General features: G+C 63.0%; 23 protein-coding genes. 12 read left to right on the top strand and 11 right to left on the bottom strand.

Annotated elements, in window-relative coordinates; all coding sequences use genetic code 11:
- The first annotated feature begins 40 nt into the window (after positions 1-40).
- Together JQ641_RS32760 and fdhF are read left to right on the top strand one after the other, a co-directional pair.
- Positions 41-1,750, top strand: a complete 1,710-nt coding sequence (locus tag JQ641_RS32760; protein ID WP_212000341.1) for an NADH-ubiquinone oxidoreductase-F iron-sulfur binding region domain-containing protein — start codon at positions 41-43, stop codon at positions 1,748-1,750.
- A complete protein-coding gene (gene fdhF, locus JQ641_RS32755) occupies positions 1,747-4,512 on the top strand; it encodes a formate dehydrogenase subunit alpha (protein WP_212000339.1) in 2,766 nt (921 codons plus the stop codon). The genes JQ641_RS32760 and fdhF overlap by 4 nt, the downstream gene beginning before the upstream one ends.
- Positions 4,513-4,714: 202 nt before the next feature.
- Here the strand turns inward: fdhF and JQ641_RS32750 are convergent, their stop codons facing one another.
- The 4 genes from JQ641_RS32750 to JQ641_RS32735 form a co-directional block, all read right to left on the bottom strand.
- Positions 4,715-5,509 (bottom strand): Crp/Fnr family transcriptional regulator, encoded by a 795-nt coding sequence (locus tag JQ641_RS32750; protein WP_192740144.1) that lies wholly within the window; start codon positions 5,507-5,509, stop codon positions 4,715-4,717.
- A gap of 291 nt (positions 5,510-5,800) precedes the next feature.
- Complete coding sequence (locus JQ641_RS32745) at positions 5,801-6,970, bottom strand: Ig-like domain-containing protein (RefSeq protein WP_249150982.1); 1,170 nt, start codon at positions 6,968-6,970, stop codon at positions 5,801-5,803.
- A 117-nt stretch (positions 6,971-7,087) separates the two neighbouring features.
- Positions 7,088-8,104 (bottom strand): magnesium and cobalt transport protein CorA, encoded by a 1,017-nt coding sequence (locus JQ641_RS32740; RefSeq protein WP_192740142.1) that lies wholly within the window; start codon positions 8,102-8,104, stop codon positions 7,088-7,090.
- A gap of 176 nt (positions 8,105-8,280) precedes the next feature.
- Positions 8,281-8,493, bottom strand: a complete 213-nt coding sequence (locus tag JQ641_RS32735) for a hypothetical protein (RefSeq protein WP_212000329.1) — start codon at positions 8,491-8,493, stop codon at positions 8,281-8,283.
- 299 nt (positions 8,494-8,792) lie between these two features.
- Between JQ641_RS32735 and JQ641_RS32730 the strand changes: the two genes are divergently transcribed.
- A complete protein-coding gene (locus JQ641_RS32730) occupies positions 8,793-8,993 on the top strand; it encodes a hypothetical protein (protein ID WP_212000328.1) in 201 nt (66 codons plus the stop codon).
- A gap of 322 nt (positions 8,994-9,315) precedes the next feature.
- On the opposite strand, the gene JQ641_RS32725 is transcribed toward JQ641_RS32730, so the two are convergent.
- The 6 genes from JQ641_RS32725 to JQ641_RS32700 form a co-directional block, all read right to left on the bottom strand.
- Complete coding sequence (locus JQ641_RS32725) at positions 9,316-9,654, bottom strand: hypothetical protein (protein WP_212000326.1); 339 nt, start codon at positions 9,652-9,654, stop codon at positions 9,316-9,318.
- Between the two features lie 59 nt (positions 9,655-9,713).
- On the bottom strand, positions 9,714-10,694 hold the full coding sequence (gene dapA / locus JQ641_RS32720; RefSeq protein ID WP_212000325.1) for a 4-hydroxy-tetrahydrodipicolinate synthase: 981 nt from the start codon (positions 10,692-10,694) through the stop codon (positions 9,714-9,716).
- A gap of 6 nt (positions 10,695-10,700) precedes the next feature.
- Positions 10,701-11,144 (bottom strand): hypothetical protein, encoded by a 444-nt coding sequence (locus JQ641_RS32715; RefSeq protein WP_212000322.1) that lies wholly within the window; start codon positions 11,142-11,144, stop codon positions 10,701-10,703.
- Between the two features lie 35 nt (positions 11,145-11,179).
- Positions 11,180-11,437: a hypothetical protein gene (locus JQ641_RS32710; protein WP_212000509.1), complete on the bottom strand. Its 258-nt coding sequence runs from the start codon at positions 11,435-11,437 to the stop codon at positions 11,180-11,182.
- Between the two features lie 143 nt (positions 11,438-11,580).
- A complete protein-coding gene (locus JQ641_RS32705; RefSeq protein ID WP_502755017.1) occupies positions 11,581-11,865 on the bottom strand; it encodes a hypothetical protein in 285 nt (94 codons plus the stop codon).
- Positions 11,866-11,880: 15 nt separating this feature from the next.
- The gene (locus JQ641_RS32700; RefSeq protein WP_212000320.1) at positions 11,881-12,348 is read right to left on the bottom strand and encodes a hypothetical protein; all 468 of its coding nucleotides are present in this window, start codon (positions 12,346-12,348) and stop codon (positions 11,881-11,883) included.
- Positions 12,349-12,628: 280 nt separating this feature from the next.
- Here JQ641_RS32700 and JQ641_RS32695 point away from each other — a divergent pair, with 280 nt between their 5' ends.
- The 9 genes from JQ641_RS32695 to JQ641_RS32655 all read left to right on the top strand — a co-directional run bounded on the left by JQ641_RS32695 (position 12,629) and on the right by JQ641_RS32655 (position 21,752).
- Positions 12,629-12,859 (top strand): hypothetical protein, encoded by a 231-nt coding sequence (locus JQ641_RS32695; RefSeq protein ID WP_212000318.1) that lies wholly within the window; start codon positions 12,629-12,631, stop codon positions 12,857-12,859.
- 10 nt (positions 12,860-12,869) lie between these two features.
- Complete coding sequence (locus JQ641_RS32690; RefSeq protein ID WP_016846764.1) at positions 12,870-12,959, top strand: K(+)-transporting ATPase subunit F; 90 nt, start codon at positions 12,870-12,872, stop codon at positions 12,957-12,959.
- 116 nt (positions 12,960-13,075) lie between these two features.
- Positions 13,076-14,779, top strand: coding sequence for a potassium-transporting ATPase subunit KdpA (kdpA, locus tag JQ641_RS32685; protein WP_212000317.1), 1,704 nt, complete (start codon positions 13,076-13,078; stop codon positions 14,777-14,779).
- Positions 14,780-14,804: 25 nt separating this feature from the next.
- Complete coding sequence (gene kdpB / locus JQ641_RS32680) at positions 14,805-16,919, top strand: potassium-transporting ATPase subunit KdpB (RefSeq protein ID WP_212000314.1); 2,115 nt, start codon at positions 14,805-14,807, stop codon at positions 16,917-16,919.
- Positions 16,920-16,930: 11 nt separating this feature from the next.
- Complete coding sequence (locus tag JQ641_RS32675; protein ID WP_212000310.1) at positions 16,931-17,536, top strand: K(+)-transporting ATPase subunit C; 606 nt, start codon at positions 16,931-16,933, stop codon at positions 17,534-17,536.
- A gap of 41 nt (positions 17,537-17,577) precedes the next feature.
- On the top strand, positions 17,578-20,301 hold the full coding sequence (locus JQ641_RS32670; protein WP_212000309.1) for a DUF4118 domain-containing protein: 2,724 nt from the start codon (positions 17,578-17,580) through the stop codon (positions 20,299-20,301).
- On the top strand, positions 20,298-20,987 hold the full coding sequence (locus JQ641_RS32665) for a response regulator (RefSeq protein WP_212000308.1): 690 nt from the start codon (positions 20,298-20,300) through the stop codon (positions 20,985-20,987). The genes JQ641_RS32670 and JQ641_RS32665 overlap by 4 nt, the downstream gene beginning before the upstream one ends.
- A gap of 27 nt (positions 20,988-21,014) precedes the next feature.
- Positions 21,015-21,455, top strand: coding sequence for a PTS sugar transporter subunit IIA (locus JQ641_RS32660; protein WP_212000307.1), 441 nt, complete (start codon positions 21,015-21,017; stop codon positions 21,453-21,455).
- 66 nt (positions 21,456-21,521) lie between these two features.
- Entirely contained in the window at positions 21,522-21,752 is a 231-nt protein-coding gene (locus JQ641_RS32655) for a DUF6496 domain-containing protein (protein ID WP_212000306.1), read from the top strand.
- Between the two features lie 136 nt (positions 21,753-21,888).
- On the opposite strand, the gene ku is transcribed toward JQ641_RS32655, so the two are convergent.
- Entirely contained in the window at positions 21,889-22,773 is an 885-nt protein-coding gene (gene ku / locus JQ641_RS32650) for a non-homologous end joining protein Ku (RefSeq protein WP_212000304.1), read from the bottom strand.
- Positions 22,774-23,383 lie beyond the last annotated feature (610 nt).

Below are 23,383 nucleotides of genomic sequence, written 5' to 3'. Positions count from 1 at the left end.
ATGATCGCGGAAACATACAGGCAGGAACGAGACGTTTTCCATGGTTCAAGACGTGCAGAAAGTGCGCTCGTTCGAGCATCCCGGCGCCGGGCGGAAGCGGGCCAAGGCGACGCCGAAGGGCCGCCAGGTTGATCCGACCGCCGCGCACGAGATTGAACAGCTGCTCGGCGACCGGTCGCGGCAGCGCGATCTCTTGATCGAACATCTGCATCTGATCCAGGACACGTATCACCAGATTTCCGCAGGCCATCTCGCAGCCCTCGCGGACGAGATGAAGCTGTCGTTTGCCGAAGTGTTCGAGACCGCAACCTTCTACGCGCATTTCGATATCGTGAAGGAAGGCGAGCCGGATGTTGCGCCGCTGACCATTCGCGTCTGCGATTCGCTGACCTGCGCGATGCTGGGCGCGGAAAAACTGTTGCATGAATTGCAGGACAGCGCCGGCCCCGGCATTCGCGTGGTGCGCGCGCCCTGCGTCGGTCGCTGCGACACCGCGCCCGCGGCCGAAGTCGGCCATCACTTTGTCGACCATGCCACCACTGCAAGCGTGCTCGCCGCGGCGAAGGGCGGCGAGACGCATGCGCATCTGCCTGAGTATGTCGGCTACGACGCCTATGTCGCCGGCGGCGGTTACGCGCTGCTCAATCGCTTGCGCTCTGGCGCGCTTTCAAAGGAAGATTTGCTCAAATCGCTCGACGACGCCTCGCTGCGCGGGCTCGGCGGCGCCGGCTTCCCGACGGGGCGCAAATGGCGCGCGGTGCTCGGCGAGCCCGGCCCGCGGCTGATGGCGATCAATGGCGACGAGGGTGAGCCCGGCACCTTCAAGGATCGCTTTTACCTCGAGACCGACCCGCACCGCTTCCTCGAAGGCATGCTGATCGGCGCGCATGTGGTCGAGGCGACCGATGTCTACATTTACCTGCGCGACGAATATCCGGCCTCGCGCGAAATTCTCGAACGCGAGATCGCCAAACTGCCGCCGGGCGGTCCGGTATTGCATATGCGCCGCGGCGCCGGCGCCTATATCTGCGGTGAGGAATCCTCACTGCTCGAAAGCATCGAGGGCAAGCGCGGGCTGCCCCGCCACAAGCCGCCATATCCGTTCCAGGTCGGCCTGTTCGGCCTGCCGACGCTGATCAACAATATCGAGACGCTGTGGTGGGTGCGCGACATCGTCGAGAAGGGCGCGGATTGGTGGAAGGGCAACGGCCGCAACGACCGCCACGGCCTGCGCAGCTATTCGGTGTCGGGCCGCGTCAAGAACCCCGGCATGAAGCTGGCGCCTGCGGGTGTCACCGTGCGCGAGCTGATCGACGAGTTCTGCGGCGGCATGGCGGACGGACATACGTTCCACGCCTATCTGCCGGGCGGCGCGTCCGGCGGCATCCTGCCGGCGTCGATGGACAACATCCCGCTCGATTTCGGCACGCTGGAAAAATACGGCTGCTTCATCGGCTCGGCCGCGGTCGTGATCCTGTCCGAACACGATAGCGTACGGGGCGCGGCGCTGAACCTGATGCGCTTCTTCGAGGATGAGAGCTGCGGCCAGTGCACGCCGTGCCGGGTAGGCACCCAGAAGGCGGCGATCCTGATGGAACGCCCGGTCTGGAACCGCGAACTGCTCGACCAGTTGAGCCAGGCGATGCGCGATGCCTCGATCTGCGGGCTCGGGCAGGCGGCCTCGAATCCCCTGACGTCAGTGATTAAATATTTTCCGGAAGAATTCGTGCCGAAAGAAGCCGCGGAATGACCAAGATCAAATTCGAACTCGACGGCAAGCAGGTCGAGGCCAACGCAGGCGAAACCATCTGGCAGGTGGCAAAGCGCCAGGGCCAGGAAATCCCGCATCTGTGCTATTCGCCCGCGCCGGACTATCGGCCCGACGGCAATTGCCGCGCCTGCATGGTGGAGATCGAGGGCGAGCGCGTGCTGGCGGCATCCTGCAAGCGCACGCCTACCGTCGGCATGAAGGTGAAATCCGAAAGCGCGCGCGCGGTCGCAGCGCAGAAGATGGTGATGGAGCTCTTGGTCGCCGACCAGCCGGCGCGCGAGACCTCCCACGATCCTGACTCAAAATTCTGGCATTGGGCCGAGAAGGTCGAGGTCACCGAAAGCCGTTTTCCCGCGGCCGAGCGCTGGGAAAGCGACGTCAGCCATCCCGCGATGAGCGTCAATCTCGACGCCTGCATCCAGTGCGGCCTGTGTGTACGCGCCTGCCGCGAAGTGCAGGTCAATGACGTCATCGGCATGGCCTATCGCAGTCACGGGTCGAAAATCGTGTTCGACTTCGACGATCCCATGGGGGAATCGACCTGCGTCGCCTGCGGCGAATGCGTGCAGGCGTGCCCGACCGGCGCATTGATGCCGTCGGTGATGCTGGACGAGAACCAGACCCGCGTGACCTATCCGGACAAGGAAGTCGACTCGCTGTGCCCGTTCTGCGGCGTCGGCTGCCAGGTCACCTACCAGGTCAAGGACGAGAAGATCATTTACGCCGAGGGCCGTGACGGCCCGGCCAACCACAACCGGCTCTGCGTCAAGGGCCGCTTTGGATTTGACTACATCCATCACCCGCATCGCCTGACCAAACCGCTGGTGCGGCTGCCGAACGCGAAGAAGGATGCCAACGACCAGGTCGATCCGGCCAATCCGTTCACGCATTTCCGCGAAGCCTCGTGGGAAGAGGCGCTGGATATCGCCGCCAACGGTCTCGTGAAGATCCGCGACGAGCAGGGCGTCAAGGCGCTGGCCGGTTTCGGCTCCGCCAAAGGCTCCAACGAAGAGGCCTATCTGTTCCAGAAGCTGGTGCGCACCGGCTTCGGCTCCAACAATGTCGATCACTGCACGCGGCTGTGCCACGCATCGTCAGTGGCGGCGCTGTTCGAAGGCCTGAGCTCCGGCGCGGTGTCGGCCCCGTTCGCGGCGGCGATGGACGCCGAAGTCATCATCGTGATCGGCGCAAATCCGACCGTCAACCACCCGGTCGCTGCAACCTACATCAAGAACGCGGCGAAGAAGGGCGCGAAGCTCTTCGTCCTGGATCCGCGTCGGCAGACGCTGTCGCGCCACGCGACCAAACATCTGCAGTTCAAGCCCGGCTCCGACGTCGCCATGCTGAATGCGATGATCAACACGATCATCACCGAAGGCCTGACCGACGATCAGTACATCGCGGGCTACACCGAGGGCTTTCAGGATCTCGAGGAAAAGATCAAGGAGTTCACGCCGGAGAAGATGGAGCCGATCTGCGGCATCCCGGCACAAACCTTGCGCGAGGTGGCGCGGACCTATGCGCGCGCCAAATCGTCGATCATATTCTGGGGCATGGGCATCAGCCAGCATGTCCACGGCACCGACAATGCGCGCTGCCTGATCGCGCTGGCGCTGATCACCGGACAGGTCGGCCGTCCCGGCACCGGCCTGCATCCGCTGCGCGGCCAGAACAACGTGCAGGGCGCGTCCGACGCCGGCCTGATCCCGATGTTCCTGCCGGACTACCAGCCGGTTTCCCGCGACGACATGCGCGGCAATTTCGAGAAGCTGTGGAGCCAGGAGCTTGACCCGGTACGCGGCCTGACCGTGGTGGAGATCATGAACGCGATCCACGCCGGTGAGATCAAGGGCATGTATATCGAGGGCGAAAACCCCGCGATGTCCGATCCCGATCTTCAGCATGCGCGCGGAGCGCTCGCCATGCTCGATCATCTCGTGGTGCAGGACCTCTTCGTCACCGAGACTGCATTCCACGCCGATGTCATCCTGCCGGCCTCGGCTTTTGCGGAAAAGGACGGCTCCTTCACCAACACTGACCGCCGCGTGCAGCTTGCGCGCCAGGTGATCAAGCCGCCGGGCGACGCGCAACAGGATCTCTGGATCATCCAGGAGATCGGCAAGCGTATGGGGCTGCCGTGGAATTATTCGGGCCCCGGCGACGTCTACACCGAGATGGCGCAGCTGATGCCGTCGCTCAAGAATATCAGCTGGGAGCGGCTGGTCCGTGAAGGCGCCGTCACCTATCCGGCGGATGACCCGAACAAGCCCGGCAACGAGATCATCTTCACCACCGGCTTCCCGACCGAGAGCGGTCGCGGCAAGATCGTGCCGGCCAAGGTCATTCCGCCGGACGAACTGCCGGACGGCGAGTATCCGATGGTGCTGTCGACCGGCCGCGTGCTCGAACACTGGCACACCGGCTCGATGACGCGCCGCTCCAATGTGCTCGACCAGATCGAGCCGGAGGCGGTGGCGTTCATGTCGCCGAAGGATATGCGGCGCCTCAGCGTATGGCCCGGCGATTTCATCAAGCTGGAAACCCGCCGCGGCGCGGTCGAGATCAAGGTGCGCTCCGACCGTGACGTGCCGGAGAACATGGTGTTCATGCCGTTCTGCTACGCCGAGGCGGCAGCGAACCTCTTGACCAACCCGGCGCTCGACCCGTTCGGCAAGATCCCCGAGTTCAAGTTCTGCGCGGTGCGCGCCGAAAGGGCCGAGCTGCGGACGGCAGCGGAGTAGGCTTCTCAAAGGGCGAGCATAAAACCAAGGCCTCTCACTTTGCGTCGTCATGCCCGGCCTTGTGCCGGGCATCCACGTCTTTGCTCGAATTAAGTAGGAAGACGTGGATGGCCGGGCATAGGCGAGCGTAAGCGACGCCGTCCTTCAGACGGCTATGCCCGGCCATGACGAGAAGAGACGCTCTTGCGCGCGTATCCGCCGATCAGTTGGGGCCGTTCGCAGCCGCGGCCTGCTGCAAGGACTTGTGTTGCGCGACAATGCCTTCGAGTCGCGCAATGTTTTCCAGCAGGCGCTGGCTGGTCAGGACCAGGAAGTAATAGCCGAACTGCGGGTTCTGAAAGTAGATCTCGAGCAGCTTGTCATAAGTGATGGTCAGCACATGACCATCCTCGATGCATTCGATCGTCGCCGTGCGCCGGTTATCGGGCGTGAGGAAACCAAATTCGCCCATCAGGCGTCCCGGCGGAAGTTCGACGCTGATTTCCTTGACCAGGAATTTTCCGGTGACGGTCAGCAGCATCTCATGGGCGGCATCGTCTTTTTTGAATAGAACGTCGCCCTTGCGATATTTGCGCTCGGTCATGAACGGCTTGAGCCATTCCAGCGAGGTATCGCCTTTCGTCGCGCTGCGTGCCTTCTTCACCAGAACGAGCATCTGCCGGAGGCGATACGCGTTGATGGGGACCATCAGGAGATACAACAGGAAGGTTGTGACGGATGCCGTGAGCGCGCCGAACAGGGCGAAGAATGCGCAACCGATCATGTTGGCGACGCGCAGCGGCACCATGGTCTGCGTCAGCAAGGTGGCGACGAAGAAGATGGCGCCGACCAGGGCGAACATGTTGGCCAGGGTGATATTGTGGAGAAAAATCTCCAGCAGGCGATTGAACAGCGCGTCGTAGGTGACGTTGTTGGGGTCGAGCCCCAGCTGGACCAGGATTTTCGCTATCCTGAGATTATCCGCGGCCGCGTCGAGAATTCGATCAAATATTGTCACTGGTCTGCACCGCTACACTTCATTTAGCCGCTACACAGGAGAATACAGGCGGGTTGTACCGCCTGAAAGCCCCGCAGGGAAGCGTACCAAGGTGAAGGTGCCTTGGCACAAATGATTGAAAGCCGAAAGGTCTCCGAGGCGCCGTGTGGGCCAGGGCCGGGCTGTGGATCGCGGCGGAGTGAAGAGAGCTAGTCGTTCACCCGAGACGTGGCGGTCGTCATGCGCGTCCAGCAGAACCGCCGCACATAATGGAGCGCGAGCTAGAAAGCCGCGCAATCTCTCGCGCAGACGCTATGGCCGCGCTTCAGGCATCGGAACGACAAAAACCTGGCCGGGATAAATCAGGTTGGGATTGCGGATCTGTTCCCGATTCGCCTTGTAAATGACGGCGTAGCGCGTGCCCGCTCCGTAGGAGAGTTGGCTGATGCGCCAGAGGCTGTCGCCGCGCGAGACGGTGGTGGTGTTGATCTTCGGCACGACCACGGTGGAGGGCGAGCCGTTGTCTGGCGGCGAGCCCTTGTCTGGCAGAACGGCGGCCATGGCGGCCGCCAGCTCCGGCGGCCGTGCAGCGGCAACGTCCAGCCGTTTGGCCGCGGTGGCCGGCACGGAGGCCGTGACCATCGTGTCGGGAACGTTGAACGGCACCTCGGCGCGTGCGCGCACAGCGCCGGAATTCTGCTCCACCTCGTCCAGCCTCACGCGGTAGCTGCCGGAGGCGACCCCCTCATTGATCGTGACCGCAAAACGTCCATCTGCGCCAGCCGTTGCCGACGCAATAAAACTGTCGTTGAGATAAAGCTTCACCGCGGCGCCGGGGCGGGCGCGGCCGCTGACATGGAGCTTGCCGCCCGGCTCGATCTCAACCGTCTCCGCAACCACTGCACCGGCCATCGGCTTTGGCGCAGCCGGCTGCGACAGCACGACGGTGGGTTTGTCCGGCGCCATCAACGCTACGACCGGCCGGTCGGTTGATTTCGGCTCAAGCGCCACCGTCACGCTCTGTTTGGACGAAGTCTGCTTGCCGTCCGGCTCCTTGGCCCGCAGCGTCAGGTCATACGTCCCTGAAGGAAGCCGGGGCGGAACCATGACGAATTGTCCGGACTGATCCGCCACCACGCGATCGTGGATCTCGCCGTTGCGCAGCAGTTCCACCGCTGCGCCCGGCATGGCCCGGCCGGCGATGACAGCTTCGCCCGTCGGCTCGATGCGGGCAACGTCGAACGACGGCACGCCGTCCGGCGGTGGGGGTGGTCCGCCCAGCTTGGCCGTCACGGCGTTTGCTTCCGCCAGTGCGGCTGTGAGCGCACCCTGCTTTGGGGCGTCCAATGCCGGCTTCGAGACTGCCGGCGCAGCGGCCACTGCCTTGGTGTCGACCCGCGGTTCGCGGCTGATGTAATAGACGGCGACGATGGCCGCCACACTGCAAGCCGCGACCATGGACGGTACGATTATTCGACTCATCGATGTCGCAATCATGATGCTCATCCGTCGGCCAAATCACTGGCTCGACAGCATTCTATAGCGTCTTGGGCAAAGTTGGTACTCGTTTGCGTTGCGAAAACGGGGTAGGCCGGTCAGCTAAAGCCATCCGGCACGCCGGAATCGCCAGAACAGGCCCGCGCAAACGGTCAGGATCGTGCCGATAATGGCGAAGTAACCATACTCCCACTCCAGTTCCGGCATGTGCTTGAAGTTCATGCCGTAGATCCCGGCGATCGCGGTCGGGACCGCGATGATGGCAAGCCATGAGGCGAGTTTCTTGGAGACCGCGGTCTCCTGGGCCTGACCCACCAAAAGGCTGGCCTCGAAGGCAAAAGCGAGGACTTCGCGGAGCGAATCGATCTGCTCCTGGACGGTGCGGACGTGGTCCGTGACGTCGCGGAACAGCGGCTGCATGGTGGGGCGGATCATCGGCAGATTGTCGTGCTCCAGCCGGCGGCAGACCTCGACCAGAGGTCCGACCGCGTTCCGCAGCCGCAACAGATCGCGCCGCAACAGGTACAGCCGCTCGATCTGCGCCCGCGTCATCGCGCTGGCGAGCACCTGCTCCTCCATCGCTTCGACCTCTTCCTGGATGGTCTCGAGCACCGGCGAGTAGTTGTCGACGATGAAATCGAGGATGGCGTAGAGGATATAATCCTCCCCGCGGGCCAGCGCCCGCGGGCAGCTTTCGCAGCGCGCGCGCACCGGCGCGTAGGACGTCGAGGCGCCGTGGCGAACGGAGACGAGATATCCTTCGCCGACGAACAGATGGGTTTCGCCGAACGCGATGCTGTCGCCGACGAGCTGCGCGGTGCGCGCCACGATGAACAGGCCGTCGCCATACTGTTCGATCTTCGGCCGCTGGTGCGCGTTGTTCGCATCTTCAATGGCAAGATCATGCAGCTGGAACTGCTGCTGCACGCTCGTCAGGATCGTCATGTCCGGTTCGTGCAGCCCGATCCAGACCACATGGCCGGGCTTGCTGCGCCAGCTCGAAGCTTCCTCGATGGCGATATTGGCGACCCGCCGGCCGTCGACATAGGCTCCGGCCGCGACCACACCGTCGGAAGCAACGGGATCGTGCGTCGTGCCCGCTTGCGGCGCTATGTTCATGGCTTCCATCCCTCAATGATCGCTGCTGAAACCTGCGCCGACGCCGTGTTCTCGGCAAGGCTAGCCACCCGGGAATTTGTGGTCAAATGTATGTTCGGCCTCCTGGACCGCGATTGTTAAGAGGTTTTTCAAGGCGGAAAGCAGCAGAACCTTGTTCGCGCGTCGTTCGGCCCGCATCAATAGCTGATGCGCGAAAGGGCGATCATGGCCTTGAGCGCGATGATGCCGGCTACCCCACCGCCTATGAGCAGGACCACAACAGCGGAGAGGCAGAATCGCCTGAGCATCGCAATGTGTCCGCCACCCGTGATCGCGCCCGATATCTCCGGCCGTCCGGATAGATAGGAGGCGGGTTTGTATCGGCCGCCATGATGGGTCAGCATCGTCATGTCCAGATCCTTATCGTTGGTCTTGTTGGCTATGCGCCAACAATTGACCGGCCCGCGCGGCCCTCCTGAAAGCCCTGACGTCTTCGATGTGCCGTTGATGCCATAGGTTTGCGAGATGAACGGGCATCCCATCTCATAGGAAAGTTATAGGAATTCAGGAGATGGGATGGTGTCGCCGCGATCCCGGCCGCTTATGCCGCGGCTATGCGATGGTGCGGACGTCTGCCTCGATTTCCTATGCCGGCCTGCGCATCTTCAGGTCAGTCGCTCGCGCAGCGAGTTGACCGTGGAGATACAAGATGGCTCATTTGGTCACCAGCGATTACCGGTTTGGCCGGATCCCTGACAAGCGCGTCAGCATACGCGCCCGTGGCGCGTTCGGACGCGTCAACGGTTTTTTCAAAAGCATGATCGAGGCTATCGCCGATTCGAAGATGCGCCGTATCGAGCGCGAACTCGAACTCCGCGGATATCGCTACGACCGGTCCAGCAAGGATTGAGCTGCGGCATTTGCCGACTCCAGACCAATCATTCGCGTGGAGGACCACATGCAGCAGCTTCCATTCCGGGCATCGGCCCTTGTTTCTCAAATGCGCCGCGTTATCGGCGTCGTGGTCACGTTTCTGAGTCCATCCTGGGACGGCCCGGTCACAAGATATCGGCCGGAGGACCACTATATGCGCGGCCCCGGACCGAAATGGCGGGAAAAGCACGGCCTCTAAAGCGTAGTCTCTTTATCCTTAAGAGGCGTCTTGGGCGCGGGACGCCCGGTTGAACGCGAGGCTGCGATACGGCTCACTGCAGGCTTGATGACTCCCGCGCTCAATGATTGCTGCGGGAGGAAAGTCCCTTCCACAGCTCGTTGCGCGCTCGAGCGGCCCGGCTGATCGGAGAGACGACCGGCTGCGGACTGGCATCGATCGCTGCTGCAAAGGCACGTTTGAGACGGTCATCGTCAAGCCGCACCAGATATTGTTGCAGAACCGCGGTCGCGCGTTCATTCGGTTGCAGGATCGCCGTGCAAAGCTCAGCGCTGGTGCGGCGAAAAAATTCGAACTCGGAGCTGCCGTCCTGCCGCGGATGGAGTCGGTCGATTTCATGGGCGATCCGGAGCACGGCCAGCCGGTCGGCGTTATCAAGCGTCACGGCATAGCGCAGCATTGCCAGTTGCCAGGCGCGCAGCGTGGCGGCAAACCAATCCGTGCCATGAAACTCGGAAGTCATCCGCGCCGTGCCTGGGACGCCGTCACGGCATCCTCGTGAAGCCGAGGCCCGTGCCAGTGCTCGACCGGGCAGGCGATATCCTCGTCGCCGATTGGTGCGATCGCGCTCGCGACTTCCGCTTTCGCGTCGTCGGTAAGTTCGACGATCGGCAGGCGGGCGGCCGGGGACATGAAGCCGAGCAGGAACAGCGCGTATTTCAGCGCCGCCGGGCTCTCATTCGCAAGGCAGGCCGTCAGTGGCAACAGGCGGTTATGCAGGTATCGCGCGGTCTGCGGCCGCGCCAGCCGGCAATTGGAGAATACCGCCTGGCACAGTTCCGGCGCGACGTTGGAGACAACGGAAATACAACCGTCCCCGCCGTTGGCGATGAAGGGCAGCGCCGTCGTGTCGTCGCCGGACAATAGTCGAAAGCCCGCGGGCAGAAGCTGACGCAAGCGGCATAGCCGGGCGATGTCGCCGGTCGCATCCCTCAACCCGATGAAGTGTTTTGAGTTGGCGAGCCGCAACACCGTGTCATCGGACAATTCGCGCATGGTCCGCGATGGAACGTCGTGCAGGATGATCGGCAGCGCGGTGGAGATCGCGATCGCCCTGAAATGGGCCTGGATGCCGGCCTGCATCGGCTTGTTGTAGTAAGGCACCACCGAAAGCAGCGCATCGGCGCCGGCCGCTTCAGCCCGCTGCGCCAGCTCGATCGCGTGGCTGGTCGAATTGGATCCGGCGCCGGCTACGACACGGACGCGGCCCCGCGCCGCTCTGACGGCGGTGCGAATAATGCCTTCCTGTTCCGCAGGTGTCAGCGTTGAGGCTTCACCGGTGGTTTCGCTGACCAGGATGGCGCTGACGCCGGCCTCAATCTGACGCTCGCACAGCATCGCAAGAGCTGCCAGATCCACGGCGCCGTGTTCATCGAACGGGGTGGGAATGTCGGGTATGTAGCCCGCCAGCCAGGTGGCGGGAGTTGAAATCGACGTCATGGGGATTCACGCCGCCTTTTCCATCTGGCCAAAACCGTGCCGGATGGCTGACAGTACGAACCCCTCCTGGCACCTGACGCCGGCTTCGATTCGAAAGCCCATCTGCTCCAGCCTTTCCCGGATGCACAGGCCGGCACCGGTTTCCCGGCAGTCGATCAGGACCGCGATGGCGGCGCTGGTGCCAAGGAACGGCAATAGCTCCACGATCGCGGCTTCGATTGCCTGGAGGGAGTTGCTTCCCGCGATCAGCCCGACCGGGTGCTGGCCTTTCGGAATCCGGCAGGTTTGGGCAGTGGCTACGCGCGGGAAGCCGCGCCGTCGCAGCGCAAGATAGAATTCCATGCTGCCGCTGCCCGCAATGATCGCGCGGTGCAGATGTGTCAGGCGCGTGAGGCCAATCATGGTATCGACCACCTGCTCCCGCTCCGCAACCGAATGAAGCTGAACCATCACACTCTCCTGGAAACGGGTATCCGATCGGCCGGCTACGCGACACGCCGAACGGCGCTGGAGATCGTGGGCGCTTCGCCCATGTCGAGTTCGATCTCGCGCGCCAGTTCGACGATGCTTTCGGGATGACGGCCGTTCTCGAACAGCGCATATTTGACGGCTTGCGCACGGCTGACGAACAGGCCGCCATAAAGACCGTTTTGTTCCTGGACGACCCATTGGCCGCGCCGGTTCCTGCCGATAAAGACGATTGCAGAGGCAGAGCTACACGAGGGAGGTTCGACGAGCTTCACGTTGGTATTCCTTCCAGTGGTGAGCCGCGCGATCTGAGAGACGGCTTGGCTCATGCCGCCAATATCTTCCCGGCTGGATATGAATTCGAGAGTGGTGGGATGGCGATCGCATAGGAGCCGCATAGGATCGCGCGTCGAGCGCTTCAAACCGGAGCGGTTCGGATGAAGCCGACAGCCAGGCTGCACAAGGCAGCGTAGGCCATCAGTTCATCCCAGTGGTTGAGAACCGTATCGAATGGCGGCTCCCGCCGGATGGCGCCGACGACGGCGCTGAGGATGGCGGCCATCCACAGCAATGCGACGAGGCTTCTGGCGAATCCGATGCTGCCGAACGCCGCGAAAGCCATCAGAATGGCCATGCGCAGGGAAAAGCGAGCCAGTACCTGGATCGATTTCAGTTCTCGCGGCAGGTTCGGGAGTTGCGCCAAGGTTTGCTCGCGGCTTCAGGCGAAATTGTCGCTCAGGACCGGCTGGTAAAGTACGTCTGCCTTTTGCGGCACCATCGGGACGCTGGTCCGGTCCGTCCGCGCGCTGAGGCGCTGCGCCTCGACGAACGCGCTGAGGATCGCCAGCGCCAGATCGGCGTGACGGCCCTCGGCGGATTGGTCGAGCCAATCCGGCAATTCGCGTTCGCGCGACAGCGCGCAATGCCATTCGCCCTCGTCATAGGCGATACGGCGCAGCTGCCATTGCGGCAATTCCAGGTCGATCAGGGCCAGCGCGGCATCGGTCCAGGCGCCGGATTGAATCAGACGCTCGATGCGGGCGGTCTTGCCGCTCTGGCTCACGGACGGAAAGCGCCGGCAGGTCTGGTCGACGATGTCGGACAGGAATTCAGCGGTCACGGCATACGCGTTGCGCAGCCGGTCACCGAGTTCAGCGGGGGTTTGGGATTCTGCGAGAATAAACATGGCTATATCTCACTCGTGGGGCGACTGCCACCGCAGCCGTGGGTCCAAGGTGGTCAGAACGCCATTTGAAAACGAGATGCGGCGAGGGATGAAGAAATAGGGATTTCATAAGTGGGTGATGTTGGCACGCTCTCTCCCCGCGTCGTCCCGGCGAAGGCCGGGACCCATAGCCACCGTCGGAAACTTTGCGGATGGTCTCTGCCGTCCTGCTTCATCGATAGCGCAGCGCGGTATGCGATGCGCAATTGCGCATCTGAGCTCAGGCCGGGACGACGTGAGGATGGAGAGCCGGGGAGACGGGCACTTATGGAATTCCTATAACGTCGCCATTGCCCCCATCTCGAAAACCTATGCGCCCGGTGGCACTTCAGCCATCCAAAGCGAGCCGTCCGTTCGGCCCGCGGCTCATGTCGCACAGGAACATCCCATGCTGGACATTATCATGCTGGCGCTAGCCGCAGGCTTCTTTCTGGCGGGCATCGGCTACGCCTACGCCTGCGAACGGTTGTGAGGGTAAGGCCATGATCTTCGATTATTCACTCGCCGGGCTCGTATCGCTGGGTCTCTTGTTCTACCTGACCTACGCGCTGCTGCGGCCCGAACGCTTCTGAGGGCGCCATGATCACGCTGGTCCAAGTCGTCCTGGCGTTTGTCGTTACCTCGGCGCTCCTGATCGCGCTCATTCACCTGCTGCTACCCGCAAAGAGATTCTGAAGGGTTCCCGACCATGACCGTCATTGGCTGGATTCAAATTTTCCTGTACTGCGCCATCGTCGTCGCGCTGGTCAAACCGCTCGGCTGGTACATGACCCGCGTCTTCAACGGCGAGTCCACCTTTTTGTCGCCCGTGCTGCGGCCGGTCGAACGCGGACTGTACTGGATCGGCGGCGTCGATGAGAAGCGCGAGCAGCATTGGCTGACCTATACGGTCGCGATGCTGCTGTTCCATGTCGGCGGCTTTCTCGTCATCTACGGCCTGATGCGGCTGCAGGCGCTGTTGCCGTTCAATCCGCAGGATCAATCCGCGGTCGCGCCGGATCTGTCGTTCAACACCGCGATCTCCTTCATCACCAACACCAACTGGCAGAACTACGGCGGCGAAAGCACGCTGTCCTATCTGGTCCAGATGCTGGGCCTGACGCACCAGAACTTCCTGTCGTCCGCGACCGGCATCGCGCTCGCGGTGGCGCTGATCCGCGGATTCTCGCGTTCCTCGATGCGTACCATCGGCAATTTCTGGGTCGATGTGACGCGCTGCACCCTTTATGTGCTGCTGCCGATCTGCGTGGTCTACACGCTGTTCCTGGTCTGGCAGGGCATGCCGCAGACGCTGGGCGCCTATGTCGACGCCACGACGCTGGAAGGCGGCAAGCAGACCATCGCGGTCGGCCCGGTCGCTTCGCAGGTCGCGATCAAGATGCTGGGCACCAATGGCGGCGGCTTCTTCAACGCCAACGCCGCGCATCCGTTCGAGAATCCCACCGCGCTGTCGAACTTCGTGCAGATGCTTTCGATCTTTGTGATCGGCGCCGCCATGACCAACGTGTTCGGCCGCATGGTCGGCGACCAGCGCCAGGGCTGGGCGATCCTCGGCGTCATGGGCGTGCTGTTCCTCGCGGGCGTCGCCATCACCTATTGGGCCGAGGCCAACGGTACGTCGACGCTCACTGCGCTCGGGCTGTCCGGTGGCAACATGGAAGGCAAGGAAATCCGTTTCGGCATCGTTGCATCCTCACTGTTCGCCGTGGTCACCACGGCGGCCTCCTGCGGCGCGGTCAATGCCATGCATGACAGCTTTACCGCGCTCGGCGGCATGATCCCGCTGATCAACATGCAGCTCGGCGAGATCATCGTCGGCGGCGTCGGCGCCGGCCTCTATGGCATGCTGCTGTTCGTCGTGCTGGCGATCTTCGTCGCCGGGCTGATGGTCGGCCGCACGCCGGAATATGTCGGCAAGAAGATCGAGGCGCGCGAGGTCAAGATGGCGATGCTTGCGATCCTGGTGCTGCCGTTGATGTATCTCGGCTGGACCGCGGTCGCCGTAGTGTTCCCGCCGGCGGTGGCGTCGATGGCCAATGCCGGGCCGCATGGCTTCACCGAAGTGCTCTATGCCTTCACCTCGGCGACCGGCAACAACGGGTCGGCGTTCGGCGGCCTGACCGGCAACACCATGTTCTACAATCTGACGCTGGCAAGTTCGATGTTCGTCGGCCGCTTCTTCATGATCGTGCCGGCGATGGCCATTGCGGGCTCGCTGGCGGCCAAGAAGTCGATCCCGCCATCGGCCGGCACGCTGCCGACCACCGGTGGCCTGTTCGTCGGCCTCGTCGTCGGTGTGATCCTGATCATCGGCGGTCTCACCTTCTTCCCGGCGCTGGCGCTCGGGCCGATCGTCGAACACCTCGCGATGAACGCCAACAATCTGTTCTGATAGATCCCTCTTCGGAGTTACGTCCATGGAAGCCATGAAACTGCAGAAAAAGGCGACGGCCTCGGCGATATCAGACCCGAAGATCCTGGTGCCGGCGATCAGGTCGTCGTTCGTCAAGCTCGACCCGCGGCTGATGATCAAGAGCCCGGTGATGTTCGTGGTCGAGATTGTCGCGGCGCTGACGTCAGTCATATTCGTGCGCGATCTCCTCACCGGCGGCGCGAATCTCGGGTTCACGTTCCAGATCATCATGTGGCTGTGGTTCACGGTGCTGTTCGCCAATTTCGCGGAAGCGGTGGCGGAAGGCCGTGGCAAGGCGCAGGCCGAATCGCTGAAGAAGACCCGCACCGAGAGCCAGGCCAAGCTGCTGACCGGTTCGGACAAGACGTTTCGCCTGGTGCCCGGCACCGCGCTGAAAGTCGGCGATATCGTTCTGGTCGAAGCCGGCGACAACATCCCGTCCGACGGCGAAGTGATCGAGGGCGTCGCTTCGGTCAACGAAGCTGCGATTACAGGCGAATCCGCGCCCGTGATCCGCGAATCCGGCGGCGACCGTTCGGCGGTGACGGGAGGCACCCAGGTGTTGTCGGACTGGATCCGCGTCCGCATCACCGCGGCGCAGGGCTCGACCTTCATCGATCGCATGATCAGGCTAGTGGAAGGCGCCGAGCGGCAGAAGACGCCGAACGAGATCGCGCTCAACATCCTGCTTGCGGGCCTTACCATCATCTTCGTGTTCGCGACCGTGACGATCCCGAGCTACGCCGCCTACGCCGGCGGCTCGATTTCGGTGGTCGTCCTGGTGGCGCTGTTCGTGACGCTGATCCCGACCACCATCGGCGCATTGCTTTCCGCGATCGGCATTGCCGGCATGGACCGGCTGGTGCGCTTCAACGTGCTGGCGATGTCCGGCCGCGCGGTCGAGGCCGCCGGCGACGTCGATACCCTGCTGCTCGACAAGACCGGCACCATCACGCTCGGCAACCGGCAGGCAACGGTGTTTCGCCCGGTCCGCGGCGTGACCGAGCAGGAATTGGCCGATGCGGCGCAACTGGCGTCGCTCGCCGACGAAACCCCGGAGGGCCGCTCCATCGTGGTGCTGGCCAAGGAGAAGTATGGCATCCGCGGCCGCGACATGAAGGAGCTTGCGGCGACATTCGTGCCTTTCACTGCGCAAACCCGCATGAGCGGCATCGACGCCGGCTCATCGTCCGTCCGCAAGGGCGCTGTGGAGGCGATCCTCAATTACATCGGCGGCGGTACCGCGCAGACCATGGCCAGCGGCAACGCGGTTCGTGCGATCCAGCCTTCGGTCGGGACTGAAGCGGCCCGCGAACTCCAGGCCATCGCGGACGAAGTCGCAAAGGAAGGCGGCACGCCGCTGGCTGTCGCCAAGGACGGCCGCCTGCTCGGAATCATCCACCTCAAGGATATCGTCAAGGGCGGCATCCGCGAGCGCTTTGCTGAACTCCGCCGGATGGGCATCCGCACCGTGATGATCACGGGCGACAACCCGATGACGGCTGCCGCGATCGCGGCCGAGGCCGGCGTTGACGATTTCCTCGCCCAGGCAACCCCCGAGGACAAGCTGAAGCTGATCCGCGACGAGCAGGCCAAGGGCAAGCTGGTGGCGATGTGCGGCGACGGCACCAACGACGCGCCCGCGCTCGCGCAAGCCGACGTCGGCGTCGCCATGAATACCGGCACCCAGGCCGCGCGCGAAGCCGGCAACATGGTCGATCTCGATTCCAACCCGACAAAACTGATCGAGGTCGTCGAGATCGGCAAGCAGCTATTGATGACGCGGGGTGCACTGACCACGTTCTCGATCGCCAACGACGTCGCGAAGTATTTTGCGATCATCCCCGCGATGTTCCTGGCGTTCTATCCGCAGCTCGAGGTGCTCAACGTCATGCATCTGGCGAGCCCGCAGAGCGCGATCCTGTCGGCGATCATCTTCAACGCGCTTGTCATCATCGCGCTGATCCCGCTGGCGCTGAAAGGTGTCGCCTACCGCGCCGTCGGCGCCGGCGCGCTGCTGCGCCGTAACCTGCTGATCTACGGCCTCGGCGGCATCATCATTCCCTTTATCGGCATCAAGGCGATCGATCTCGTGGTCACCGCCTTGAACCTGGCCTGAGGAGACACATCATGCTTCGCGAAATTCGCCCCGCCATCATCCTCTTGCTGCTGCTGACCGCCATCACAGGCCTCGCCTATCCGCTCGCGATGACCGCGATTGCCGACGTGATCTTTCCAAAGCAGGCGCAAGGCAGCCTGATCGAGAAGGATGGCAAGGTGATCGGCTCGGCCCTGATCGGGCAGGAGTTCAAAGAAGACAAATATTTCCACGGGCGGCTCTCGGCGACCTCGGCGCCGGACCCCGCCGATTCCACAAAGACGGTGTCGGCGCCCTATAACGCGGCCAATTCCGGCGGCTCCAACCTCGGCCCGACCAGCAAGGCTTTGGCCGACCGGCTCAAGGAGGATGTCGACAAGCTGAAGGCCGAAAACCCCAACGCTTCCGTCCCCGTCGACCTCGTCACGACCTCTGCCAGCGGCCTCGATCCGGACATCTCGCCGGAGGCGGCGCTATTCCAGGTGCCGCGGGTGGCAAACGCGCGGAAGATGCCGGAAGAGCGCGTCCGCCAGCTGGTCACGGAGCACACCCAGGGCCGCATGGCTGGATTGCTCGGCGAGGTCAGGGTTAACGTTCTGGCGCTGAATCTGGCGCTGGATGCCGCTACAGCCAAATGACGGGAGCTAGGCTGCGCCGGATGACATGACTATATTGCCGCATGGCAAATCAGCGCCAAGATCATGAGAAACGACCCTCGCCGGACGCGCTGCTGGAGGCTGCGCGCCGCGAGAATGATCGGGCCGGAAAGCTCAAGATATTCGTCGGTGCCGCCCCCGGCGTCGGCAAGACCTACGAGATGCTGCAAAGCGCTCATGCCAAGAGGACGGCCGGGATAGATGTCGTGGTCGGCGTGGTCGAGACCCACGGCCGGGCAGAGACCGAGGCGCTGCTGCATGGCCTTGAGGTCATTCCGCGCAGGAAGCTGGAATACAAGGACCAGATTCTCCAGGAGATGGACCTCGACGCCCTGATCGCGCGGCGTCCGCAGATTGCCCTGGTCGACGAACTCGCTCACACCAACGCGCCGGGCAGCCGCCATCCCAAGCGCTACCTCGACGTCGAGGAGCTGCTGTCCCACGGCATCGATGTCTATACGGCGGTCAACATCCAGCACATCGAGAGCCTCAATGACGTGGTCGCGCAGATCACGCATGTGCGGGTGCGCGAGACCGTGCCGGACAAGGTGTTCGACCGCGCTGACGCCATCGAGCTGATCGACCTCACGCCCGATGATTTGATCCAGCGGCTGAAGGAGGGCAAGGTCTATGTCCCCAAGCAGGCTGAACGCGCGCTCGAGCACTATTTCTCACCGGGCAATCTGACTGCGCTGCGCGAACTGGCCTTGCGACGCACCGCCGAACGTGTCGACGAGCAACTCCTGACCCACATGCAGGCCAACGCGATCGCCGGGCCCTGGGCCGCAGGCGAGCGTGTTCTGGTTTGCATCAGTGAGGATCCGCGATCGGCGGGGCTGGTCCGCTACACCAAGCGGCTGGCCGACCGGTTGCACGCGCAATGGACGGCGATCAGCATCGAGACGCGGCGCAGCCTGCAACTGACCGACGAGCAGCGCGACCGGCTCGCCGACACGCTGCGCCTGGCCGAAGCGCTCGGTGGCGAGGCTATCACCATTCCCGGCGTCGGACGGCGCATTGCCGATGACGTGGTCCAGTTCGCGCAAGCCAACAATGTGACCCAGATCATCATCGGCAAGTCGACGCGTTCGTGGTGGTTCGAACTCACGCGCGGCTCGGTCGTGCACGATCTGGTGCGCCGCGCCGGCAATATCACCGTCAACGTGATCGCCGGCGAGGAGCTCGCGGCCGAACCCGTTCCGAAGAACACGGTGCGCACGGCCGAACGGCAGGAGCCGTTCGATCCTGTACCCTATGCGATATCCCTGACGTTCGTCGCCATTGCGCTCGGTGCCGGCCTGCTGGTTCATCCGCGGCTGGGCATCGAAAACGTCGACCTCGTGTTCCTGACGGCCGTGGTCGGGGCTGCCGTCCGTTACGGGCTGTTGCCGTCGATTTTTGCAAGCGTGGTGGGCTCGCTTTGCTACAATTTCTTCTTCCTGCCGCCGCTCTATAATTTCACGATCACCGATCCACCCAATGTCACCGCCTTCTTCTTCTTCATGCTGATTGCGATCCTGGTCTCCAACGTCGCAGCGCGGGTGCGAACACAGGCTGTGACTGCGATGGGCCGGGTCCGCACCACGGAATCGCTCTACGCCTTCAGCCGCAAGCTCGCGGGCACCGCGACACTCGACGACGTGTTGTGGGCGACCGCCTACCAGACGGCCTTGATGTTGAAGGTGCGGGTGGTGCTGCTGTTGCCGGAGGACGGCATCATCACCGTCAAGGCCGGCTATCCGCCCGAAGATCAGCTGGACAAGGCTGATCTCGCCGCCGCGAACTGGGCATGGGGCAACGACCGGGCCGCGGGGCGCGGCGCCGATACGCTGCCGGGCGCCAAGCGCCTGTTCCTCCCCATGCGAACCGGACGCGGGCCGATCGGCGTCATCGGCATCGATGACGACAAGACCGGGCCGCTGCTCACCCCGGATCAGCGCCGGTTGCTCGACGCCTTGATGGATCAGGGCGCGCTCGCGATCGAGCGGGTGTTGCTGGTGGAGGATATGGACCGCGTCAAACGCACGGTGGAGTCGGATCGTCTGCGCTCGGCGCTGTTGACCTCGATCTCGCACGATCTCAAGACACCGCTGGCCTCGGTGCTCGGCGCCGCAAGCGCGATACGGGACCTGGACAGCGGCCTGAGCGACACCGAAAAGCGGGATCTGCTGGCGACCGTGATCGACGAGTCCGAACGGCTCAACCGCTTCATCGCCAACCTTCTCGACATGACAAAGCTGGAATCCGGCGCCGTGGTGCCGAATACGGCGCTGCATGATATCGGCGAGATCGTCGGCAGCGTGCTTCGGCGCGCCAGCAAGATTCTTGGAGGCCACAAGGTTTCGCTTGAGCTGGCCGCCGACTTGCCGATGCTGCAGCTTGACGCGGTGCTGTTCGAGCAGGTGCTGTTTAATCTGCTGGACAACGCGGCGAAATATGCGCCGGCCAACACCATGATTTCGATCAGGGGTTTGCGGGAAAGGGATTGGGTGTCCCTGCAGATCATTGACGAAGGCGATGGTATACCGCCCGAGGAGGTGGATATGATATTCGACAAGTTCCATCGCGCGCAAAAGGGCGATCACGTCCGTCCGGGCACCGGCCTTGGCCTGGCGATTTCGCGCGGCTTTGTCGAGGCGATGCATGGCACGATCTCGGCCGCCAACCGGCTTGACCGGAGCGGCGCCGTGCTGACGATCCGCTTGCCGGTCCCGGCCGTATCAGATGCACTGGACACCGCCGCATGAGTGCCGCGCCGATCAAGGTCCTGGTGATCGACGATGAGCCGCCGATCCGTAAACTGCTGCGGATGGGACTGAGCACGCAGGGCTACGAGATCCTGGAAGCTTCCAACGGCAAGATCGGGCTTGAACTGCTTGCGCAGGATCCCGCATTGATCATTCTCGATCTCGGATTGCCGGATATCCAGGGCCATGAATTGCTGCGCATGATCCGCGGGCGCAACGACAGCGTTCCGGTCATTGTGCTGTCGAGCCGCGGCGACGAGGTCGGCAAGGTGCAGGCGCTCGATCTCGGCGCCGACGATTATCTCACCAAGCCGTTCGGGATGGACGAACTGCTTGCCCGCATGCGCGCCGCGCTGCGGCATCAGTTGCAGGTTCATGGCGAACGACCGGTATTTCGATCCGGTGATCTTTCGGTCGATCTTGTGCGCCGCATCGTCAAAGTGGGTGACAAGGATGTCAAATTGTCACCCAAGGAGTATGAATTGCTGCGCGTGCTGGTTCAGCATGCCGGCAAGGTGCTGACCCACCGGTTCCTGCTGAAGGAGCTGTGGGATGAACTGACCGACGCGCAATACCTCCGGGTCTATGTGCGCCAGGTCAGGCAGAAGATCGAGGCAGATCCGGAGCGCCCGCAGTTCGTTCTGACTGAAACCGGAATAGGCTATCGGCTGCGCGCGCCCGATTGATACATTGCGGGCCCGCCTGGAGTTACAATGAAGATTTCCGATCTGCTATCGCCAACCGACGTCATGATCGACGTTCGGGCCTCGCAGAAGGGGCCGCTGTTGCAGGAATTGGCGGCCATGGCCGCAGCCAATCTCGGCTTGGCCGTCGATCAGGTGACGTCGCACCTCCTGAAGCGGGAAGAACTGGGATCGACGGGAACCGGCAACGGCATCGCCATTCCGCACGCCCGGCTGACGGGCTTGAAGCGGCCCTATGGGCTGCTTGCAAAGCTGAAGCAGGGCATCGAGTTCGATGCCATCGACGGACGGGCGGTGGACGTGGTGTTCGTCCTGCTGCTGCCTGCGGCAGTGGAGAGCGAAGCGCTCACCGCCCTGGCGCTGGTCGCCCGAACGTTGAGATCGCCGAATACGCTTGCGCGATTGCGGGCCGCGAAAAACCCGGCCGAACTCCATGCCGCGATGGCGTGAGGGTTGCAGGCGCTGGAACTTTCATACCATGCGACGATTATTTTCCCGAACACCGGGAGGTAATCCATGGCACGAAAATATTCCAGGAAGGCTTCGGCCGACGTCAGGCGCGCAATGAAGAAACGCAAGGCCGGCACCTTGAAGAGCGGCCGCTCCGGCAGAACGGTGAAGAGCAAGAAGCAGGCGATCGCGATCGGACTTTCCGAGGCGCGCGCCAAGGGCAAGAAGGTGCCGAAGAAGGCCAGGAAGACAACAAAGAAGCGGAAGACGTCGAAGAAGCGGAAGGCGAAGAAGTAGGCGTAGACATCCACTCGTTCTCGTCATGGCCGGGCTTGACCCGGCCATCCACGTCTTCGTCTCTATAGAAGCAAGTAAGTCGTGGATGCCCGGGTCAAGCCCGGGCATGACGAATGAGTGGCCTGCGTTCTCGAAATCACCCCGCCTTGCGGGCCCGAGCCGCCGACCGGTGCGCCTTCTTCGCTGCGCGTCGTGGTGGGGCCCGGCGCGAGGCCGGCGCGCTCGCCCGCCGCTTGGTGGCTGCTTTGCCTTTCAGGCTCTGTTTCAGCGCGTCCATCAGGTTGATGACGTTATCCGCCTTCTCCTCGCGCGGGGCGGCCTTTACCGGCTTGCCGGAGGCCTTGCGGCGGACCAGCGCCTTCAGCGCGTTTTCGTATTCGTCCTTGAATTTCGACGGATCGAAATGCGCCGCCTTGGTATCGAGGATGTGGCTGGCGAGTTCGATCATGTCTTTCGATATCCTCGGATTCTTGATGTCGTCGAAATAGCTGTCCTCGTCGCGCAGCTCGTAGGGGTAGCGCAACGTGGTGCCGAGCAGGCCCTTGCCGAGCGGCTCGATCGCGATGACGTGTTCGCGATTGGTCAGCACGATGCGCGCCAGCGCGACGCGGTCCTGGTCCTTCATGGCGTCGCGGATCACGGCAAAGGCGTCGATACCGGCCTTGCCGTCCGGCACGATATAATAGGGGTTGTTGAGGTAGCGCTTGTCGATCTCGTCACGGGGCACGAAGCTGTCGATGTCGATGGTGTGGTTGCTCTCGATCTGGACCGCCTCCAGCTCCTCTTTCTCGACCTCGACATACTCGCCCTTCTTCAGCTCGTAGCCGCGGCCCTTCTGGTCGCTCTCGACGACATCGCCGGTCTCGCTATCGACCATCTGCTGTTTCAGCCGGTTGCCGGTCTCCTTGTTGATCATGTGGAAGCGGGTCTTCTCGGCCGAGGTCGAGGCCGGGTACAGCGCAATCGGGCATGACACGAGGGAAAGCTTCAGCGAGCCTTTCCAGTAGGCGCGAGGGGCCATTACAATCTCCGGCGAGGGTTTTGGTTTCGGAGCTTCAACGGGTGGTGCTGGTTTTGGTTCCGGTTGCTGCCGTGCAGCGTAGCGCTCGATGAACGTGGAGTAAGTAGCTCGGATGAGCGCAGCGACATCCGGGACCACTACCGCCCCGGATATCGCTTGCGCTCATCCGGACTACGCCGTTGCTATCTCTGTCATTCCGGGGCGCGCGCAGCGCGAGCCCCGGAATGACAGAGAGGTGCGACAAAACAACCCGACGGGCAAATCACTTCCGATTTACGGAAAACGTGTCAAGTGGAAAGTTTCTGTAAATCAAAAATATTTCTGTTGTCGGCCGGCCCAAATCAGTGCGCATCTATCGCCATCCCGTCCTACTCAGAAGGGCGTCGGCCGTCGTCACGGACGTTGGACGGGTTGCGGTGGACGCTGGTTTACGCCTCGACGACGGCGTGGACTAAGCGTACGGCAAAACCGTGTGGTCCTGGCGCCCGTTGCAGGCGTCAAGCTGTCGGAGAAGCGCAAGCGGGAACGGCAGCGACGGAGTCAACCAAGAACTCGTCTCCGGGGAGATCACGGCATAAGCCGTAAAGCCATTGCGCAGGGAAGGCCGGGT

It is taken from the genome of Bradyrhizobium sp. JYMT SZCCT0180 (assembly GCF_018130165.1).
GTDB lineage: Bacteria > Pseudomonadota > Alphaproteobacteria > Rhizobiales > Xanthobacteraceae > Bradyrhizobium.
The sequence above is the reverse complement of the archived record's forward strand: the minus strand, read 5'-3'. Positions and strand labels throughout refer to the sequence as shown.

What these genes read in the sequence shown, in the direction of transcription:
- JQ641_RS32760 (WP_212000341.1), top strand. Translation starts at nt 41, where the DNA reads ATGGTTCAAGACGTGCAGAAAGTGCGCTCGTTCGAGCATCCCGGCGCC.
- fdhF (WP_212000339.1), top strand. Translation starts at nt 1,747, where the DNA reads ATGACCAAGATCAAATTCGAACTCGACGGCAAGCAGGTCGAGGCCAAC.
- JQ641_RS32745 (WP_249150982.1), bottom strand. Translation starts at nt 6,970, where the DNA reads ATGAGTCGAATAATCGTACCGTCCATGGTCGCGGCTTGCAGTGTGGCG.
- JQ641_RS32740 (WP_192740142.1), bottom strand. Translation starts at nt 8,104, where the DNA reads ATGAACATAGCGCCGCAAGCGGGCACGACGCACGATCCCGTTGCTTCC.
- JQ641_RS32735 (WP_212000329.1), bottom strand. Translation starts at nt 8,493, where the DNA reads ATGACGATGCTGACCCATCATGGCGGCCGATACAAACCCGCCTCCTAT.
- JQ641_RS32730 (WP_212000328.1), top strand. Translation starts at nt 8,793, where the DNA reads ATGGCTCATTTGGTCACCAGCGATTACCGGTTTGGCCGGATCCCTGAC.
- JQ641_RS32725 (WP_212000326.1), bottom strand. Translation starts at nt 9,654, where the DNA reads ATGCTGCGCTATGCCGTGACGCTTGATAACGCCGACCGGCTGGCCGTG.
- dapA (WP_212000325.1), bottom strand. Translation starts at nt 10,694, where the DNA reads ATGACGTCGATTTCAACTCCCGCCACCTGGCTGGCGGGCTACATACCC.
- JQ641_RS32715 (WP_212000322.1), bottom strand. Translation starts at nt 11,144, where the DNA reads ATGGTTCAGCTTCATTCGGTTGCGGAGCGGGAGCAGGTGGTCGATACC.
- JQ641_RS32700 (WP_212000320.1), bottom strand. Translation starts at nt 12,348, where the DNA reads ATGTTTATTCTCGCAGAATCCCAAACCCCCGCTGAACTCGGTGACCGG.
- JQ641_RS32695 (WP_212000318.1), top strand. Translation starts at nt 12,629, where the DNA reads ATGGAGAGCCGGGGAGACGGGCACTTATGGAATTCCTATAACGTCGCC.
- JQ641_RS32690 (WP_016846764.1), top strand. Translation starts at nt 12,870, where the DNA reads ATGATCTTCGATTATTCACTCGCCGGGCTCGTATCGCTGGGTCTCTTG.
- kdpA (WP_212000317.1), top strand. Translation starts at nt 13,076, where the DNA reads ATGACCGTCATTGGCTGGATTCAAATTTTCCTGTACTGCGCCATCGTC.
- kdpB (WP_212000314.1), top strand. Translation starts at nt 14,805, where the DNA reads ATGGAAGCCATGAAACTGCAGAAAAAGGCGACGGCCTCGGCGATATCA.
- JQ641_RS32675 (WP_212000310.1), top strand. Translation starts at nt 16,931, where the DNA reads ATGCTTCGCGAAATTCGCCCCGCCATCATCCTCTTGCTGCTGCTGACC.
- JQ641_RS32670 (WP_212000309.1), top strand. Translation starts at nt 17,578, where the DNA reads ATGGCAAATCAGCGCCAAGATCATGAGAAACGACCCTCGCCGGACGCG.
- JQ641_RS32665 (WP_212000308.1), top strand. Translation starts at nt 20,298, where the DNA reads ATGAGTGCCGCGCCGATCAAGGTCCTGGTGATCGACGATGAGCCGCCG.
- JQ641_RS32660 (WP_212000307.1), top strand. Translation starts at nt 21,015, where the DNA reads ATGAAGATTTCCGATCTGCTATCGCCAACCGACGTCATGATCGACGTT.
- JQ641_RS32655 (WP_212000306.1), top strand. Translation starts at nt 21,522, where the DNA reads ATGGCACGAAAATATTCCAGGAAGGCTTCGGCCGACGTCAGGCGCGCA.
- ku (WP_212000304.1), bottom strand. Translation starts at nt 22,773, where the DNA reads ATGGCCCCTCGCGCCTACTGGAAAGGCTCGCTGAAGCTTTCCCTCGTG.